Source organism: Moorena sp. SIO1G6, assembly GCF_010672795.1.
Lineage (GTDB): Bacteria > Cyanobacteriota > Cyanobacteriia > Cyanobacteriales > Coleofasciculaceae > Moorena > Moorena producens.
The window spans coordinates 1-18,171 of the sequence record NZ_JAAHFZ010000025.1; the positions used below are offsets into that span (position 1 = coordinate 1).

Consider the following 18,171-nt stretch of genomic DNA (forward strand, 5'->3'; position numbering starts at 1 on the left):
ATAAATGTTGGGAATTAGTTTATGCTTTGATGCGTTTAAGTCGTCATAAGCTCGATAATTATTTACGAGGTATGAGAGCTATGAAGCTTATACAGTCTACTTTTTAGCTCTCATGTCGCCCCCCCAGCTTTGCAAATCAGACAGGTGATTTTGTTAGTGATGTATGGTATGTGACTGGTGGCCAAGTTACAAATCCGCAAAAAGCCAATAAAGCAGAAGAGAACTTTGGTAAACGATTTGATGCTCTTGCTGCACCATACCGTAAAGATTGGGAGGAGGGTAATTATGGAGAAGCGATTGGTCGTGGAGCTGTTGAACTATTCGGAACAAAAGGTATTGGAAAAGTTGCCAAGGCTGGCTCAAATCTAGAATTGCCCTCAGTATTACAGCGATCACCTGCTAAAGTTGCTGCTAGAGAACAAAAACGTTCAATTGAATATGGTAATGTTGATAAGCTGAGTAATAAAGACGTTTCAAATGTAACTGTTCTACAATTATCTCCAATACCTAGTGATAAACCTGATGGTAACTGGTTTCGTATAGTCTCGAATCAGGAAGAACTGGAAAAAATTAAAACTGGTACAGCCAGAGACTTTTCTGAATTGGTTCAAATCTCCCCTGGCTATAACCCAGATGCACCTTGGCATGGCACGTATAAGACAAATGCAAAAGTTTTCAATTATGATGGTCTTTTGGCTTCTGGTAAAGCATTAGAAAATCAACAATATGGCCCCGGGGGAGGAAATCAAGTTTATATTCTTAACAAACATCTTAAAAACCTCAGTCCTCAAGGTTCTTTTGAGCTGACAGATAATCTTGCTGACCATAAAATTATTGATAACAGGAATAAGATCGAAACTGAAAAAGCAAAGATTGAAGAAGATATTCGCAATATAAATCGTAAATTGAGTGCCTTTGATACAACTATTAAAACTGGAGTAGTATATGACAGACTAAATCATGATGATGAAGATTCATTTCTGGAACAAACGACCACTGAAACTATTGTCTACCAAAACCCTGAAAACCTGGCAGATAGTCAAACAGCCAAATGGGCGACTCGATCTATTACTCTTGAGGATGGAACAGTTGTAGAAGTTAAGGTAGATATTGAGACCGAAGAGATGCTAGGGATTCTTGATAAAGTAGAGCAAACAATTCAAGACCATGGTTTCCTAAATACTCACCCAACACTAGATACTCCCCTCCAAGATCGATCTTCGATTCAAGATCAAGAAAATCAACAAACCCCTATCATTCCTGAAGAATCCAAAAAAGATCCTGACAAACAATCTTACGACACAACCAATCCCGCTACTACTGATGTCTCTGTTGCTAATTTAGAACAAATTACCACAGAAAATATTATCTCCCCAAACCCTGAGGAACTGGCAGATAGTCAAACAGCAAAATGGGAGATTCGACACATTCTTAAAAATGGAAAGCTTGTACAAGCTAAAGTAGACATAGATAGTGAAGAGATTCTAGAGATTCTTGATCAGACAGACCCAACAACTCCAAACTCAGTCACACCAGCACTACAGGTTCACTCAACTCCAACAACAGAGTCAGACACAACCGAAAACAATCAAACCCCAGAAGCAGCAACCACTCTAGAAACTGCATACAAAATAATGCCGAATGGACGTTTGCTTGAAGTGACTACTGATACCAGAGATAACATCCAAGCAGAAGGAGACATTGTCAATGCCATAGACCAAGATACCCCAACCATAATGGATCATCAAGGTCAAGGTGTAGCCGTTGATGAGTTGATATCAATCCCTTTCTCAGATTTTAATTCTTCACTTACTAATTCATATCCATCAGAAAATCAATCACAAACCCAAGAGCCTGTAGAACAGCAGGCGGATCAAGCAGTCGAGCCAAACTACTCCTACAAAATACTACCTAATGGTCTTCTTGTTCCAAATGTACCTGATTTCCCAGATGTATCTGATACCAATGACCACAGCCAAATTGAGCAGACAGTAGATAGTCTTTATTCTGATGCTGAAGTGAATGGTAATTCCCTCCTGACACAAGAGACTTCTACAAACTCAAGCCACTATAATACACAGTCACCAAGTGATATTGATGCTGCTTGGGATGAAATTATGGCAAAACTTGAATCAGATCCAGAAGTCCCACCACCGATTTCAGAGATGAATTGGGAACACTCTGATCCATTTTCAGCCATCTTTAATTCTTCTGATCAATATGATGACCCATCAGCTGATCCCCTAGCTCAGGGACTTAACGAATTAAACTTTGATCACTCAAGTGGGATCCAGCAACCATCCTTTGCACCCGTAGAAGATAACTCATCATTTAACGATCCCAAGGATTCCCTTGAGGCACTGATTAATGAATCTTTTGAACGGGTTGAAGAAAGAATTAAACAAGAAGAGCAAGCAGCTTCTGGCTCAGGATTTTATTCAAGTGACCCCTATGACTCTAATTTTGATGAACATATTCCAGTTTCAACTATCGATGAAACTTCTACTTACGAAACTCCAACCTATGATGAACCGACGAGTTATGAATCCAGCTATGATTACGGAAATTATAATGATTCCTATGATTCCTATGATTCCTATGATTCCTATGATTCCTATGATTCCTATGATTCCTATGATAACTATTCGTGACTCTATGGATGATTTACTTTTTTTTAAATTTAAGTTTAACTTCAATAGATAAAAATATATTTTTTTTAATTATATTAAGGGCTTATATAAGTCCTCTTTATCCAAAAATCAGTTTGAAGGAGACATACAGTTATGGAAATTATGAAAGAAAAAATATTTCCTTATGATACAGAAAAGTTTATTCATCTTTTAATCCTATCAATTTATATAATTTTTCCTTGGCTACTAATTTCCCTAGTTAAAGTTCCCTTTGGGGATAAGGTGATTATTAAGTCTCTGGTTTTTATCGCTATTTATCTATTGGCGAGTATTCCTTGTTTTATCAAAATCAAAAATAAAGTGAATTACGATGTTCAGTTTGCTAATGCTTTTATTGTCATTGCAGTATTAGGTATGTTCCCTATCGTTTCAGTAATAGTGGCTGCCAACTCTCTATCTGAAACGATTATTTCTCAGTTCAGTAGCGATAGAAATACTAGTCTGATAATTGCTGGCTTATTATTTATGCTATCAGCCTATGGACTAACAATAGAATATAAAAACCTAAGCGAGCTTTTTAATGAAGTTTTTGAAGAACTTTTCTCGCTTTTAAGGGATTTCATAAATCATGGTATTATTTCTATAATACTAGTAGTTGTATCGATGATTGGAATCCGTATAGCTGAAATAAATCCAATTCTTGGTGCTATTCTGTTTATTTTGGGTATTGGTGTTTCAATCATAACGCTGGGTATAAGTTTTTTTGCTATTAGTAAATTTTTAAAGCTGATAGTTTGTTCGATATTCTTGATTATTACGTTTATTCCAGGTTTAATTGCATCCTTAATATTTGTTGGTGCTAGCCATACAATAGGTAATCTCCAACGTATTAGCAGCATCTTTTTTCCCAACGAAAAAAATTGGAAGCCGTTCATTTATATCGATGATGCTTTGAAAAATAATTCAATACCGTTATTAGCTATCTCCCTAACATTATCTACGCTATTGTATGGTTTATCAATTTATACTTTAGCCTCTCAATAAGCTTTAATTACGAGCCTATCGGTGAAGGTACTAGCTCCGATTTTAAACAGTGAAAAATCTATAATGAAATCACCTGAAAGCGATATTTGCCAAGAAGTCACAGCCCTGGAAAATGCGCCTACCTTAAGGCCGGGACAACAGGGTGATAAAGTTCGTATTTTGCAAAAGCTCCTCCTGAAAAAATATGGTTATCGGCAGAAGCAGGTTCCCTTGGATGGAACATACAATGATGGGACTGTAGCAGCAATTAAAAAATTTCAGCTAAAAAATAGCTTGAGTGCTGATGGGATTGTTGGTCCTCAGACATGGAAGTTATTAGTGGAGCAAAGTGGTTGCTTGTAGATGAAAAGGTCTAGAGAAGTATTCAGGTATCAGTCGTGAAGCTGATACCTGAAAGCTGAATTCTCACCAATATCAATTGATTCAATATCGCTCTAATAAAAGCTCGACTTCTTCCTCCAACTCAAAATCTTTCATTGCCTCCCACTCGGCTTTCCTTACCGCTAGATAGGCTTGAGCCAATTCTACTCCTAAGGCATCCAACAGTACTTGATCACCACTTAAGTTACCAATCGCTTCCCCTAAAGTAGTTGGCAATAACTCAATACCCCTCTGACTACGTTCTAATTCTGTCAAATGTCCCGGATCCACTGCCACGGCTTCTCCCAATTCCAAACTGTTACGAATTCCATCCAAGCCAGCCGCAATTACTGCTCCCAAGGCTAGATAAGGATTAGAAGAAGCATCAACAGTTTTTAGTTCAAAATTGGTTGGACTCTCACCGTCTGGGTTACTCGGTACCCTTACCGCTGCCTCTCGGTTATCGATTCCCCAACAACGGAACGCACCGCTCCAACAATGAGGGCGAATCCGTCGATAGGAATTAGTACTGGGTGTAGTTAGTGCCATTAAAGCTGGTAAATGCTGTAACATTCCAGCAATAAACTGACAGGCGACTTGGGAAAGCCCCCCATCCCCTTCTGGATTGAGTAACAGGTTTTTCCCATCCCGCCATAGGCTGATGTGGAGGTGACAACCATTACCAGCTTGGTCAGCTAGGATTTTGGGCAGAAATGAGGCAACCAGGTGATGTTGAAATGCGATCGCTTTTACTGTCTCCCGGAAGGCTATTTGTTGATCTGCCGCTGGTAGGGCTTGGGTGTACAGTATAGAAATTTCCTGTTGACCAGGACCACATTCTGGGTAATACTGCTCTACGGGCATCCCTTGCTCCACCAAGGCTTCAGCAATGTGGTCAATCACCTCTTGATGTTGATCCATTGCCAGCGTCGAGGCAAATACGGTATTGTCTACCGGTAGAATCCCCTCAGGGGTTGGCTGCAGCAGGTAAAACTCATTTTCAAATGCAGCAACCACTTGTAAGCCCTCACTTTCCGCTTCTGCTACCATCCTTTTGAGGAAGTTTCGGGGACAATACGGCCATGGGCTACCATTGTTGACCATATCCCCAAACACACGGGCATGACCAGGAGCATAGGGTAAGGGGGTTAAGGTTTCCCAATCCGGTACTAAGCGGATTTCACCGATGGGTCCCAAGCCACTGCCTGGGACTGGGACATCATACATCACCGGTAGAGCTTGCTGGGCTGCTGAAATGCCCACACCGTGCTTGAGGTAGTCTGGTAAGGTTTTCCAGTGGACTGCTTTACCACGGATGATGTTAGCATTGTCGCACCAGATGATACGCACAAATCGAATACCTAGTTCATCTATAGTGTTCAGGATTTTATTTTTCATTAAAAATTTTTTTTAAATTATTAGTTTTTAGGGTGTTTAACTAGTAGCAAATATCATCTCAAAAATCTAGACTCAGTATATAATAATTAATGGTTAATTGTTACTATTGTTAATAGTTAATGGTTAAAGTAATTAAGCATAAATCGGGTTTCTTAATATAATTACTGGATTTCAGCCTTTGATTTATAGCGATGCAGCGCGGTCTTGGGGGTTCCCCCCATGAGCGACTGCATCAAGACAAACAGAAACCCGGTTTGAAGGGTCTTGGTGCGTCAGTCCTGATTACTGAATACTAGTGATAATGAGGTGCATTGATGACATAGCACTTTCTTGCCCCTCATCCTACTAATACCACTATTACCCATCATCCCCCTATTCTTCACCTCCTCACTACCAAGGTCAAGACTTATCGGTCAGGGATAAGGCTGAGATGGGAATGCTCAAACTGCTATCTTGGAATGTGTTAACTTGTCCATCCTGGAACTACTGAAGACTATGACACGAAAGATTATCCGTACCCCCAATGCCCCAGCACCCGTAGGACCATACAATCAAGCGATCGCAGTCAGCGGTCAAATGATTTTTGTAGCTGGTCAAATTCCCCTTGACCCTAGCACCGGTGAGATTGTTGGTGATAATGATGTAGCCAAGCAGACAGAACAGGTAATGGCTAATCTTGAAGCTATCCTAGTCGCTGCTGGAGCTAAAATCCCGGACATAGTCAAAACCACCGTATTTCTGGCAGATATGAATGATTTTGCTACAGTAAATCAGATCTATGCCAAATACTTTAACGAGGAAGATGCTCCAGCTCGTGCCTGTGTTGAGGTTTCCCGACTACCTAAGGATGTTTTAGTCGAGATTGAATGCATTGCTGTGATCTAGGTTTTGTTTAGAAAATGATAAATTCAGTAAAATTACTCAGGTAAATTTAGGGAAGCGATGCTCTGAAAGAGCCGCTACGCGAACGCACTGTCAAGGTAATCTAACCGATTCCCAATCGCAGACACTCAAACCTTGGGATAGTCAACTGTTACCTGCCCAAAAACCTAGCGGTATCGCTACCCAAATACCTTGGACAATTTAGGTTGTAGACACCCGTTAGTAGTTGAGTCCCCGTTTTTGATAACGATACTTAGCCACAATCGGATAAACTATATTACGTAGCCGGTTGAGAGCTCCCACAGGACGATGAACCACTAAGCCATTCCACGGGGAAAATCGCAGGTTTTCAGCAGAGTCGTATTGTTTGTCAAAATCGATGATCTGATGCTTGACGGTAAGGCGACCAACCGTAAAAAATGGTGATTTCTTCTCACTCCAACGAATTGTGACATCATCGATGGACATTTTCGGGTTAGTTTGGAATTGGATGCCAAAGTCCCAGCAATAAAGGGCATCGGTTTTCGATAGTTGTTCGATCAGCTCGTCTCGATAGTAATTGTCCGGTTTGCTTCCATCCAATCCCAGAGCCTTGGCGCGATCGAAGAAGGGAAGTTTGGGAATACCTGGTCGGGACTGATATCGCATCCTTTGATGGGGAGGCTGGCATGAAACAGGGGTAAACGCATATTTGATCACAGCGGGATAGTCAACAGGAACTAGGCCCGGTTGAGACTGATCAAAATCTGGTTTGAGTCCAAGGGCAGAAGCAGAACCACTCCAATACCGTTCCGTTAATAAACTCTTTGGGGTTCGAGCTGTTACTTTAGCTAGGGCTAGCAATTGCCTGGGATGACTCCTGAGCCACTTCTGGGCAGCTTGCTCTGAGTCAACTATGGAGCCAAAAAATTCATAATAATATTTGATGGTTTTGATAAAAAAGATCTTGGCATTTTGAACAATAATATCTTGAGTGTTTGGCTCGTAGCTTTGTTCTAGGCTTTCTCCTTCAACACCAATCACTTTCACAGACATTGAGCGTGTGTCTGCGACATAGTCGTTTTCAACGTTTGTTCGCCCATTGGCAAATCGCAGCTGAACAGGATATTGTTTCGGTGTCGCAAAGAGTCCTTGCTTGAGGGAAATCCCATTGAGTTGCTCTTGAGTAAGCCGAGTTCGTTTCGCTAGTTCGCTTTTAATTTTATGTTCATCAAAATCAAAAATTTCTAGGTTTCCCTCCACCGATGCGTGGGTTTTGGCATGGGTGTCTCGCAAAGCCCGTTCCTGATCCTTGTAAAGCTTATCCATCTGAATCCTGACTTGCTCGGCTACAAGGTTGTAATAGTTTTGTTCGTCCTTTTCGGGATATTCTGTAAATAGCTTCATGGTTATTTTTTCTAGACAAATTTTGATGAATTGGTTGTGATCAAAAATGGGTTAGGATAGCAGCGGATTTGATCGGGTACTGTCAACTTAAGTGACCATAGATCTGGTGATTGAGACTCAAATTTTACTTAACCGGTGATTTCTCAATCAGAGAGCTTGAATTTTTTGTTTAATTTTTGCTTGACAATACCCGATGCCTTGCTTACGGATTGTCAAATGTTACTTTATACTTTTTATCTTGCTGTGGACTATTCCGGTTTACCAGATCTGAGAGAGTATTTGTGTTTTGTATTACTTCCCAACCGACCGGAGAAAAAGTTTCTTCGTTGAAGATATTTTCTGCCAACAGGGGATTGGTCAATGCTTGGGAAAAGGCATCAACTGCTATCATTCGGGTAACCAGGGGAGCTACTGCTGCATTTGGTGGCACATCCTCGGCATAGAGTCCCACATAGAATTCTATATTGTTGACATCACCGTATAACCGTTTTAGTTCCCTTTGAGTATCTTCATCCCCCGTGATCTGATCGAAATCCGTCACCCGAGGAAACTGACATATTTCCCGGTAATCATTATAGCTAGCCAGTTGAGCTTCACGACCTAAGTCGATACTTGCTAATTCAACAGGTATTAGGAATTCTGACGTGTTAAACAAACCAATTTTGCTGCCTGGTTGGGAACAGGTCTCCTCAAATAATGGTCCCAAGCCTTTATTGATCAGCATCTCATTATTCCAGAGGCTATCCACCATGGGAATTTGCTTGCTGTCATAGGTAAGAGTCTCGGGAAGGGCACTGTGCCAACGATACACCAAACTAAACTCCACTGTCATCCAATTCTGGCGATACCACTTCTGATTGGTAAACGCTGGGGGATCGACAATGAAATTAAAGTGATAAGAGGTAATGTGATTAACATACTCTTCCACCACAATTTTCATGATTAACACCATCACGATGTTTCTGGCCGTTTGGAAGAGTCGCTCGTCATCCCAATCGGGATAATGCTTAGCCAGTAAATCACACAGGCGATTGTGTTCCCTCAGACACAGAACGTTATGCATTACATAGCCAATTTGGACATTAGCTCGTTCTACACCCATGGCAAATAGTTTTGCTTTCTTGGCTGGGTCGAGTCGCTTCTCATCATTGAGCGGTTCATACAACCCGTCAAACTCTGGTTTGACCACTCCCTTTTCTGGATCGTCGTAATAGAAGAGAGGATATTCTTCACCATTGATGATCTGGCTTTTCAGTTTCCCGCCCTGATGGGATCTCAGCATGTCTGTAGATTTTCTGTTCAACCCATAGACGGGAGATAAATCGATGCCATGGTTAGAGGTATTCTTTAATCTATTGTAGCGATCAGTGCGCAGAAAGCCGTCGGTAAACCACTGCACCCAATAGGGAAACAACAGGGTAGATTTCTCGGAATAGATGGTTTTCCCCTCTTGTTTGCGAAACAAAACAGCAAGGTCTTCGAGAGGGGGAAGGTTCCCTGCTTTGTTGAACTCTGGATCGGGGGGTAAATGTCGTCCGATCCAGGTTCGGTCTGTTAATGAGTCCCAAGAGGTATAGGGTGCCATCGCACTTAACTTATGGGGACGAGTGGGCATTTTGTAGACGGCATTGTTAATGATAGTTTTGTTGACTTTACGTTTGAGAGAGTCGTTGCTTTGAATAAAGTCCCAAATCCCCTTGAATTTGTTTAAACCAACGCTTTCTAACTGGTTCCTAAATCCGTCTCTAGATGTATTCCTTTTTTTTGTCATTGAACTAGTTCCCTTTTACTATTTACCTTTTGTGTATAGCAGGATTACTTGTCCCAAAAGTTATTATAAGGTAAGTCTTCAGCTATCAGCGTGTCGCGTATCAGCTAATGCGCTACGCGCACGCTACACCGAACAGCTATCAGCGTGTCGCGTATCAGCTATTGAATAAAATAGATCAGCATTCGTTTAATCTGAGTTCCGTCAGCTAATGCGCTACGCGCACGCTACACCGAACAGCTATCAGCTTTTGAATAAAACAGGTCAGCATTCGTTTAATATCTATTACGTCTGCTGTTCGGTGTAGCGTGAGCCTTGGCCATTCGCGAATGGCTGACGGCTGACGGCTGACTGCTGACTGCTGATAGCTTACGTCTTATCCACAGTTTCAAAGGATTCTGAACCCAGTGGACTGGGTTTCCAGCCTTGAATATTGGCGCGCTTACCTAAAAGCGGTTGGGAGTGGACAATGGGAATGCGCACGGCTTGTTCAAATAAAATTTGATCCACTTGGCGATAGATTCTTGCCCTAGCATCCTTGCCTTGGGTCTTACGACCGGTTTCCAATAACCTTAGGATTTGGTTATTCTTCCAACGTCCAAGGTCAGCGGTAGCATTAGGTCCGAAGTGGGAATAGTAGAAGTTATCTGGGTCGCCATATTCCCCAGTCCAACCCAATATAAACCCTTGGAAACCAGGAGACTTTTGTCGGTCTTTCAGATAATCTTTCCAGGGTTTTGTTTTTAAAGAAACCTTGATGCCAATCTTACCCAAGTCATCAGCTATGGCTTGGGCGATCGCTTTCGGATCAGGATAGTAGGGGCGGAAAATTTTCATATACCAGAGTTCGAGGTCAAAGCCTTTGGGGTAGCCAGCTTCCCTCAGCAGTTGCTTGGCTAGCTTTGGGTCATATTTATAGCTACCAAAATTAGATGACTCAGACCAATCCAGTAGGGGTGGGGTGAAGTGAGCATCACTCTCCCCTAAACCCTGCCAATTTTTTTCGACAATCTTTTGCTGATTAATTCCTAAGGCGATCGCAATCCGTACCTTTTGTTTGGCAAGGGGTTTGTAGTTGGTATTGAGGGATAGATATCCGACATTGAAGGAGGGACGGAAAATAGATTTGAGGTTAGCCTCACCAACTAAATTTTCTAATTGCTTAGGAACTAGGTCTGAAGTGAAGTCAATCTCTCCAGATTTCAACATGGTCAGGCGTTTGCTAATATCCGGGATGAACCGCACGATTACCTTTTCTGCTTTAGGTAGGTTTGGTTTCCAGTAGTTCGGACTCTTTTCTAGGATAATTTCCTTGCCATTACGCCACTCTTTGAATTTAAATGGACCTGTCCCTACTGCTAGAGATGACTCACGACCATACTTAGAACCTGCTTTCTTGATGGCTGTTGGGCTAGCGATACCAAAGTAGCCTGACCCAATCATAGCTGGAAAAATGCTTAAGGGCTGTTTCAGGACAAATTGAATTGTATACTTATCTTTGATGACTATCTGTTGTAATAGGGATTTCGAGTTTCCCTTGAAGCCACCAAATAAATCAGCCCAAATTTGATACTTTCTGTCTTTATCGCGATAGCCGTATTTGTTTTCCGGGTCCCACCAACGCTCGACATTGAACTTAACCGCTTGAGCATCGAAATCAGTGCCGTCATGAAACTTTACCCCTTGGCGCAGTTTAAATGTCCAAACTCTGCTATTGCGAGACGCTTGCCAATCAGTAGCTAATCCTGGTTCCAGTTCAATCGTTCCCAGCTTGTATTCCACCAGGCGATTGTAAATTTGTTTCTGGACAACCAGGGATTCCCGGTCGCTGATATTACCTGGTTCTAGGTTTTCTGGTTGTCCCACTGCTCCGTAAACGATAGTCCTGCCCTTGGAATCCTTAGGAGGTTTAGTTGGGGAAGGAGTAGGAGTAGGAGTAGGACTAGGAGTAGGAGTAGGGCTGGGAGTAGGGCTGGGAGTAGGACTAGGAGTAGGGTTGGGAGTAGGGCTCGGGGAAATACTAGGAGTAGGACTCTCAGACACAGTAGGAGTAGGACTCTCAGGGGTATTTTTCCCAATCCAATTAGAAGGGCTAACGCAGTTAGAGAGAACTATAGTTAGGACAAAAGCCACAAGCAACAGTATGGGTCGCCATCGCCTCATTGATAAAACTCCTTTATATTGCGGCTGTTGCCAGGAATCGGTAACTAATAGTAGTCATTTGTGATTAGTTTTTATTGACTCGACTTACCCTTGCTTCTGTTCCTTAACCATAATTGTAGGGGGGCAATGGTTTCGTCATCACTATATGTAGCGCAACTGCTGAAATCCTAATGGGTTTATGTTGATTTGGATACATGCTCCCATTATAAAAATAATTTCCGAACTTTTAGCCGTTAATTGTGTTATTTAAGTTGTTTATGTTATCACAAAAGTGGTCAAACCCAAATTAACCAAAAAGTTGGAAGCCAGAACTTTGGCCAGGCGCACGCTAGTTTCCCGCTCCCGATCACTTGCTCCCTATCACTAAAGACACAATAATTATGGTAAAACCGATACTTTTTAGCTACCATAATCTCCCAGAAAGTCAATTTTGGCTCGCCAATGCAAGCTGATTACGAGGGCCAGGGTGTATCTACCAAAGCCCTCAGGAATATCCCACGAGCGCCATTAATGTCACGTTCGCACCTCAAGCAGCGTCGGCTTTGCCGAAAGCGTGACCAAAGGTCAATCCATAGATCGCCCATCGATTTTTGATTTAATTTTCTTACTGCCACCAATATTGATCAATTCACCTGTCCAGCTAACAGTTTTGCTAGTATAGGCTTCACAGACGTCTACCATTGTTTTTCCTGTTTCTAAGGCTTTGTGCTTGAGAAACTCTTTGAAGCGATAATGAGCAAAAGAAAGCAAATTACGAACAGTTTTAGACCTGATCTTCCTGCTTCCCTTCTTGGCCATTTCAGATGTTTCAAAAGTGGGCAGTAGTATGACGTCGAAGTTGTTAACTAAGAAGCGGGCAGCTTTGTGATGTAATTCGTTAATCAGATTCTGAATTATGATAATTATTCGTCTGGCAGCTTTTCTCATTCGGCGTTTTTGCTTTCTTTTTGCCTTACTTATTTTTGATAAAAGGCTATCAAGGTGAGAGCAAAGTCGTTGAATCCGATAAAAATCCCCACAACCAATTTTCCCAATAGAATTTTCGCCCTTAGAACGTCAAGAACGTTCTAACACCAGGGTCTAAGGCTACTACTATACCTTGGTTCTCGGTTTTTACTTGAGTAGTCTTGTGGGGGACTGTCAGATATAGCAGAAGTCAGAAGTCAGAAGTCAGAAGTCAGAAGTCAAACTCTTGCGCTTACAAAGGGTGTGAGACTTTTGTCATGTCCTAACTGCCCTGGCGACTGCTATAATAGTCCCCATTAGTGCTAGTTAATCGACAATCTCCGATATCGCCTGGAAGTGTCTCAGCGAAGGTCAATTCACCCAGTTTTGTATGGTAAATCCCTTTGCTAGAGACAGCAGACTTGGGTATGTAGCAAGACTGAACAGGATTTTTACGAGATCTAAATCTTACCCGATTTATCTGTCCAGTCTTTTTGTATTTTTTCTTTGCCTCCCTGACAGCAGTGCAAGCATCCTTAATCGCTATAGATTTAATCTGATAAGGTACTGTCTTACACCACTCGGGTAGGTCATTTAATATTCCAGTCTTAATGGCTTTCCAGTTAGCTTTAACTTCGCCATATGTTCGCGTAGCGGCTCCTACGGAGCAAAGTATTTTGACAGTTTTATTAAAAACATAACGGGACACTCCAAACCACTGGCGAACTATTGTTCGCGTAGCGTGGCCTACGGCCAATCGTTGCTCAGGGTTTAGGAAGACTCGCATCTTCTTTGATTTTTTTGCCGTATTTTCGGAGTCCGTGGACGCGGCAAGAGAAGACGTGAATGATGGATAGAAGATCTGCGGTAAGTTCCGATTCTGGACAACTTTCATGGTTGTCGAGAACCAAGATTTTTCCACCGTTGATACTGACCAAGTACTCAAAGAGTTCAAACCCGAACCTGGTAAGTCTGCAAGGGCAGGCAACAATAATTGTGAGCTGATCTCCTTGCATAAGCCGTTCCAATATGATTCTAAGACCTTTTCTTTTGTAGTTAAGTCCTGAACCGATGTCCTTGACGATTTCCGCTTCCGGGAAGAGCGAATGCATGTAGGCGATTTGTCTGGCGAGGTCGTCTTTTTGTTTGTTACTACTGACTCGGCAGTAACAGATCGTAGCTTCTCTGTTTCCTTTACTTTTTCCAAGGCTGAGTAAACTAGTTGTGTCAAAGAGACGGTACCCGCTTGGGGTTCGTTCACATTTGATGATGCCATTATCTGCGTACTTCCGCAAAGTGTTCCTGGAGAGTCCCGTAAGTTCGACCGCCTTACGGATTGGTATTAATGCCATGAATATAGTCTAACAACTAATTTAATACTTTGATAGACTATGTGATACTTTTCAATACTGTCTACTAACCCCCGATTACACTACCACTGGCTCCACCTTATAGGCAGTACCTTCCCCCTGTCTAGCTTTTGCGTACGCGTAGCGTGGCCCTTCGCGCAGGGTGGCCCAAAGGCCAAGGCCAATCCCATGATGATTGATTGATAGTCCACTTAACCTTGACTTGATAACTCGGCACCATTACTGGATGCAAGACTGGATGCAAGATTGGCTTGTTTCACCTCATCTATCGCTTTCCGTCGTGCTTCGATAATTTGACCAATTTCACGGGCGAGACTTGGTGTACTTTCTATCATCTGATTAACCAGATCTGAATAAAGCGCAATAGTTTGCAAATCTTCCACAACGGTAACGGATACTGAGCTTGGTTTGCCGCTAAACAGTGCCATTTCGCCAAAAAACTCACCACTCGACAGAGTCATCACCTCCTGTTGTTCACCATAACTATCTTTGAGGTTGAGTACAGCTTTCCCAGCAATAATAATGTAGAGAGCATGACCAGGATCCCCTTGACGGATTACGGTTTCTCCCACACCGAAATGTTGTAGGACTGCTCCTTTCGAGAGATTCTCCAAGTTCTTTTGCTGTTTAGCTACAGGGACAAAGACAGGCATTGACTTCAAGCTCTCGGTAAACTTTGTCAAAGTGCTATCTGCCTGATTAGGGTCACTATCGAGTTTACGGAGTCTATAGATCGGAATGGTAGGTCCAAGATTGTTCCGTTGGGCTGCATACCAGATACGGGTCATCAACTGTTCACGGATTCTGGGCGCATCCTTATAGTCTTCGATAGAAAACTTGACCTCATAGTTACCCCGATAGTCGTTATATTCCATGGTGCGGATCTCTGGGGAAGGATCACTCAATATCCCTTCTGTCGCCAGTGCTGTTTCTTTTAATACTTGCTTAATTAGGTTGGGTGGATCATCACTGTCGAAGTCAATCCTAAAGGTTTCTACATGAATCGGTTTCGGTTTGCTGTAATTGAGGACTATTTCTCCTCCAAGTACCCGATGGGGAATAATAATCATGTCACCGTCCCGGGTTACCAGGTGAACAGCTCGCCAATTCATATCAATGACCTGACCAACTTTGTCTCCAATCTGCAACCAATCACCGACTTCAAAGGGACGAGCAAACAGTAGGGCAACGCCAGAAAAGACGCTGCCTAGAGAGTCCTGAAGCGCCAAGCCGATAACAATAGAACCCACACCCAAGGCAGTAGCTAGACCAGCGAGGTCGGCTCCCCAAACTTTCGATAGCACAATGGCAGCACCAAGGGCTACCAAAAAAAATCTTGACAAATCTAGGAGTAGTTTTGGGATCCGTCCTCGCCATGTATTTTCTCCAGCGGCTTCAAACAACACCGAATTGATTAGAGACAGAGAGGCGTCTATAACAAATATCCAGAGCAGGGTCTCGACAAGCTTGACAACATTGTTGTCCAGGTCTAATTCAACCACATTCTGGATAAATAGCAGGAATACTAAGACGGGTAAGACACGGTTACGAACTAGGCGGAGCGTAACTGCTATAGGCTGACCGCGTCTTTGTAGACGATGAGTAATTTCTGTGAGAATAATTACCAGGAGCGGGAACCCTATCCCTAAGGCTATTGCCCAGATAAACCAATCGTTTTGCCATATTACTTTGCTCATCAAAATAATCTCCTTGTCCCCTTATTTTTCTATCCCTTGAACAAGAGGGTGAACCCTCTGAACAAGTTTTCATCCCCCACAGGATAATGCTCGCGCGGGGGTTCTTAATTTCGTGTATTATGGTAATCTGAAAAGAATGTAATCAAGTATAGTTTGTTCAGTTACCAATTCCCCATTAGCAATTCCCCATTACCCTTGGGTCTTTAATAATTTGGCAAAACTGGGCAAAGCCCATGTCTACACTGTTGAAGCTACTAATTCCTGTGCAGTTTTTAACAACCAAGCTTTCTGCTGATTTTTGCCATTAGGTGTGATGTCCTCAGCCTGCTCAAAGTCGTAAATATCATGGAGACTGTTGTAGACATTTTGAGACACTAATATAGCTCCCCGTGGGCAGTCAAACATCAGCTTATTGGCAACATTGACTGTATCGCCCCAAACGTCGTAGACAACTTTTTCTCGACCTACAATACCAGCAACAATATCTCCGGAATGGATACCGATTTCCAGGTCTATGTCAAATCCTCGTTCATGACTGAATCGGTGGGTCAACGCCAGCATTTCTAAAGCAAAATCTACCGCCCGTTTTTGATGGTCTATATGTAATATTGATAATCCACAGACTGCCATGTAATTGTCACCAATGGTTTTAATCTTCTCTATCCCGTATTTGGCCGTGGCTTGATCGAACAGACTTACTAGATCATTAAGAATGGCAATGACTTCATGGGTATCCATGGACCTAGAGAGCTTGCCGAATCCAGCAATGTCGCAGAACAAAACCGTAACATTGGAAACACTCTCAGCAATGTTTGTCTCTCCCCGTTTGAGACGTTTGGCTACGGAGTCGGGAAATACACTTGTCAGTAACTTTTCATTTTCGCGATTTTTCTGCTCGACTAGTTTAGTTTGAGTGCGTAAGCTGCCAACCATTTGATTAAATGACTCAGCTAACTCCCCAAATTCGTCTTCCGAGTTTATATTCACCACCGCATCAACTTCTCCATCCGTGACTTTTCGGGCGCTAGCAATTAAAGCCCTAACTGGTTGCACAAACAGATGGGCGAGCACCATAGCGAGTAGGGTGATCAGCAGTATGATCAAGGCAGCTGAAACCAAAACTCTCTTTTGAAAGGCGTAAACTGGGGCATAGGCTTCGGCAAGATCCATCTCGGAGAGGATAACCCACTCCAATCCATCGATGTTTAAGGGAGCGTAGGAACTCAAAACTTCAATACCCCGATAATCATTGATAATTTGGGTACCTTCTTGCCCAGCTAAGGCTGCTTTTACAGCTTCTGTCTTTACTGGCTGTTGTAGAATTGATGTACCAAACTGCTCGATTCGTTTAAGGATCTGTTCCTTTACACCCTGTTCTCGCAAGGCTTTACTATAAGCTGTGGGGTCTTGAATTAGGAAACGGGAAACTGATCGCATCAGATAATCCTCTCCGACTAGATAGATCTCCCCTGTATCCCCGAGACCATTACTCTTCCATTTACGGTAACCTGTCATGACATTGTTAATCTGATTAACCGGAAGCTGGAATGCCAAAACACCTATAAATTTGGAGCCGTCATAGATGGGAGCAGCAATAAATGCTACTGGGGCTCCAAAAGAAGGACGGTAGGAATCAAAATCAAATATCTGCACATAATCCTTTCCCTTGGCTTTTCGGAGGTCGCCTAAGGCGAATGCCAAGTTACTATCACTGTATGGTCCAGTGGTGAGATTGGTGCCAAAGTCTGTTTCTTTAAAAACTGAGTAGACAATCTCACCGGTTTGAGGATCGATCAGCAACATATCCTGGTAAGCAAACTTTTCAACAATGTTGCGAAAAATTGGGTGGTAGCGGGTGTGAATACTACTGTACTCACTCTTGTCTTCTGGATCATCTAGGAGATGTTTCTCCCCAGCTGGGTTGGGGTTAGTGGCGATGTAATAGTACTGGAGGTAACGAGCCGCAGAGGTTTCTGGTAAGTAGGATTCTAATACAGGCTTCCCGTCGCTAGTTTCCGCTAGTTTGGTTAAAAATTCTTTACGGTAGTATTCTTTGAGGGTGTCCTCTAAATCAGTTGGTGTATCAGTTGGTGTCCTAGATTGTTGCAGTTGGTTGTAGGCTGTTTTAAATTCCTGCATCGCCTCGACCACCATTAAGTTTTCACTCAGGGTCTGGGTCTGATGGCGAATATCTTCAAAGTATGATTCTATTTGATCTGCTTTGGAAGCTCGTAGACTGGTTAACTGGTTTGATACTGTTTTGCTCAGATGAGACTTACCACTCCGATAACCGATATAAGCAGTCACGAACAGCGAGCAAGTGCTCAGAGCCAGCAACATAAATATAAGTTTTGACCTGATACTGAAGTTGTTGAGCAATCCCATGAACAGCCTCCCTGATCCCCAATTGTGAATGATGATACCTGTTACCTTGTGTGATCCTCAATTGCCTCACTCCACACCTGAGAGGCTATGGAATTTGATCTATCTTCTTCCTGCTCAGGAGTAGGTAAAGAGTTCGATAACAA

General features: G+C 42.6%; 11 protein-coding genes and 2 pseudogenes. 4 read left to right on the plus strand and 9 right to left on the minus strand.

Features of this window, described 5'->3' with window-relative positions:
• The first annotated feature begins 170 nt into the window (after positions 1 to 170).
• The 3 genes from F6K63_RS21945 to F6K63_RS21955 all read left to right on the plus strand — a co-directional run bounded on the left by F6K63_RS21945 (position 171) and on the right by F6K63_RS21955 (position 4,016).
• Positions 171 to 2,651, plus strand: coding sequence for a hypothetical protein (locus F6K63_RS21945; protein WP_287313118.1), 2,481 nt, complete (start codon positions 171 to 173; stop codon positions 2,649 to 2,651).
• Positions 2,652 to 2,783: 132 nt separating this feature from the next.
• Positions 2,784 to 3,674, plus strand: a complete 891-nt coding sequence (locus tag F6K63_RS21950) for a hypothetical protein (protein WP_287313119.1) — start codon at positions 2,784 to 2,786, stop codon at positions 3,672 to 3,674.
• Between the two features lie 63 nt (positions 3,675 to 3,737).
• Positions 3,738 to 4,016 carry a peptidoglycan-binding domain-containing protein gene (locus tag F6K63_RS21955; RefSeq protein ID WP_287313120.1) on the plus strand — a complete coding sequence of 93 codons (279 nt, stop codon included), beginning with the start codon at positions 3,738 to 3,740 and terminating at the stop codon, positions 4,014 to 4,016.
• An 81-nt stretch (positions 4,017 to 4,097) separates the two neighbouring features.
• Here the strand turns inward: F6K63_RS21955 and F6K63_RS21960 are convergent, their stop codons facing one another.
• Positions 4,098 to 5,432 (minus strand): glutamine synthetase family protein, encoded by a 1,335-nt coding sequence (locus F6K63_RS21960; RefSeq protein ID WP_287313121.1) that lies wholly within the window; start codon positions 5,430 to 5,432, stop codon positions 4,098 to 4,100.
• Between the two features lie 495 nt (positions 5,433 to 5,927).
• On the opposite strand from F6K63_RS21960, the gene F6K63_RS21965 reads away from it, so the two are divergent.
• A complete protein-coding gene (locus tag F6K63_RS21965) occupies positions 5,928 to 6,317 on the plus strand; it encodes a RidA family protein (RefSeq protein WP_009148845.1) in 390 nt (129 codons plus the stop codon).
• A 216-nt stretch (positions 6,318 to 6,533) separates the two neighbouring features.
• Here F6K63_RS21965 and F6K63_RS21970 read toward each other — a convergent pair whose 3' ends face one another.
• The 8 genes and pseudogenes from F6K63_RS21970 to F6K63_RS22005 form a co-directional block, all read right to left on the minus strand.
• Positions 6,534 to 7,700, minus strand: a complete 1,167-nt coding sequence (locus tag F6K63_RS21970; RefSeq protein ID WP_009148852.1) for a catalase family protein — start codon at positions 7,698 to 7,700, stop codon at positions 6,534 to 6,536.
• Positions 7,701 to 7,902: 202 nt separating this feature from the next.
• Positions 7,903 to 9,471, minus strand: coding sequence for a peroxidase family protein (locus tag F6K63_RS21975; RefSeq protein WP_009148856.1), 1,569 nt, complete (start codon positions 9,469 to 9,471; stop codon positions 7,903 to 7,905).
• A 366-nt stretch (positions 9,472 to 9,837) separates the two neighbouring features.
• The gene (locus tag F6K63_RS21980; RefSeq protein ID WP_287313122.1) at positions 9,838 to 11,631 is read right to left on the minus strand and encodes an ABC transporter substrate-binding protein; all 1,794 of its coding nucleotides are present in this window, start codon (positions 11,629 to 11,631) and stop codon (positions 9,838 to 9,840) included.
• A 424-nt stretch (positions 11,632 to 12,055) separates the two neighbouring features.
• Positions 12,056 to 12,778, minus strand: a pseudogene (locus F6K63_RS37950) (zinc ribbon domain-containing protein); the annotation flags it as partial.
• 105 nt (positions 12,779 to 12,883) lie between these two features.
• Positions 12,884 to 13,363, minus strand: a pseudogene (locus F6K63_RS21990) (nuclease/transposase family protein); the annotation flags it as partial.
• Entirely contained in the window at positions 13,341 to 13,928 is a 588-nt protein-coding gene (locus tag F6K63_RS21995) for an IS607 family transposase (RefSeq protein ID WP_009148864.1), read from the minus strand. The pseudogene F6K63_RS21990 and the gene F6K63_RS21995, both read right to left, overlap by 23 nt.
• Before the next feature lie 209 nt (positions 13,929 to 14,137).
• Positions 14,138 to 15,643, minus strand: a complete 1,506-nt coding sequence (locus tag F6K63_RS22000) for a mechanosensitive ion channel family protein (protein ID WP_009148866.1) — start codon at positions 15,641 to 15,643, stop codon at positions 14,138 to 14,140.
• Positions 15,644 to 15,880: 237 nt separating this feature from the next.
• Positions 15,881 to 17,950, minus strand: coding sequence for an adenylate/guanylate cyclase domain-containing protein (locus tag F6K63_RS22005; protein ID WP_207554311.1), 2,070 nt, complete (start codon positions 17,948 to 17,950; stop codon positions 15,881 to 15,883).
• Between the last annotated feature and the right edge of the window lie 221 nt (positions 17,951 to 18,171).

What these genes read in the sequence shown, in the direction of transcription:
- F6K63_RS21980 (WP_287313122.1), bottom strand. Translation starts at nt 11,631, where the DNA reads ATGAGGCGATGGCGACCCATACTGTTGCTTGTGGCTTTTGTCCTAACT.
- F6K63_RS22000 (WP_009148866.1), bottom strand. Translation starts at nt 15,643, where the DNA reads ATGAGCAAAGTAATATGGCAAAACGATTGGTTTATCTGGGCAATAGCC.
- F6K63_RS21995 (WP_009148864.1), bottom strand. Translation starts at nt 13,928, where the DNA reads ATGGCATTAATACCAATCCGTAAGGCGGTCGAACTTACGGGACTCTCC.
- F6K63_RS21960 (WP_287313121.1), bottom strand. Translation starts at nt 5,432, where the DNA reads ATGAAAAATAAAATCCTGAACACTATAGATGAACTAGGTATTCGATTT.
- F6K63_RS21950 (WP_287313119.1), top strand. Translation starts at nt 2,784, where the DNA reads ATGGAAATTATGAAAGAAAAAATATTTCCTTATGATACAGAAAAGTTT.
- F6K63_RS21955 (WP_287313120.1), top strand. Translation starts at nt 3,738, where the DNA reads ATGAAATCACCTGAAAGCGATATTTGCCAAGAAGTCACAGCCCTGGAA.
- F6K63_RS21970 (WP_009148852.1), bottom strand. Translation starts at nt 7,700, where the DNA reads ATGAAGCTATTTACAGAATATCCCGAAAAGGACGAACAAAACTATTAC.
- F6K63_RS21975 (WP_009148856.1), bottom strand. Translation starts at nt 9,471, where the DNA reads ATGACAAAAAAAAGGAATACATCTAGAGACGGATTTAGGAACCAGTTA.
- F6K63_RS21965 (WP_009148845.1), top strand. Translation starts at nt 5,928, where the DNA reads ATGACACGAAAGATTATCCGTACCCCCAATGCCCCAGCACCCGTAGGA.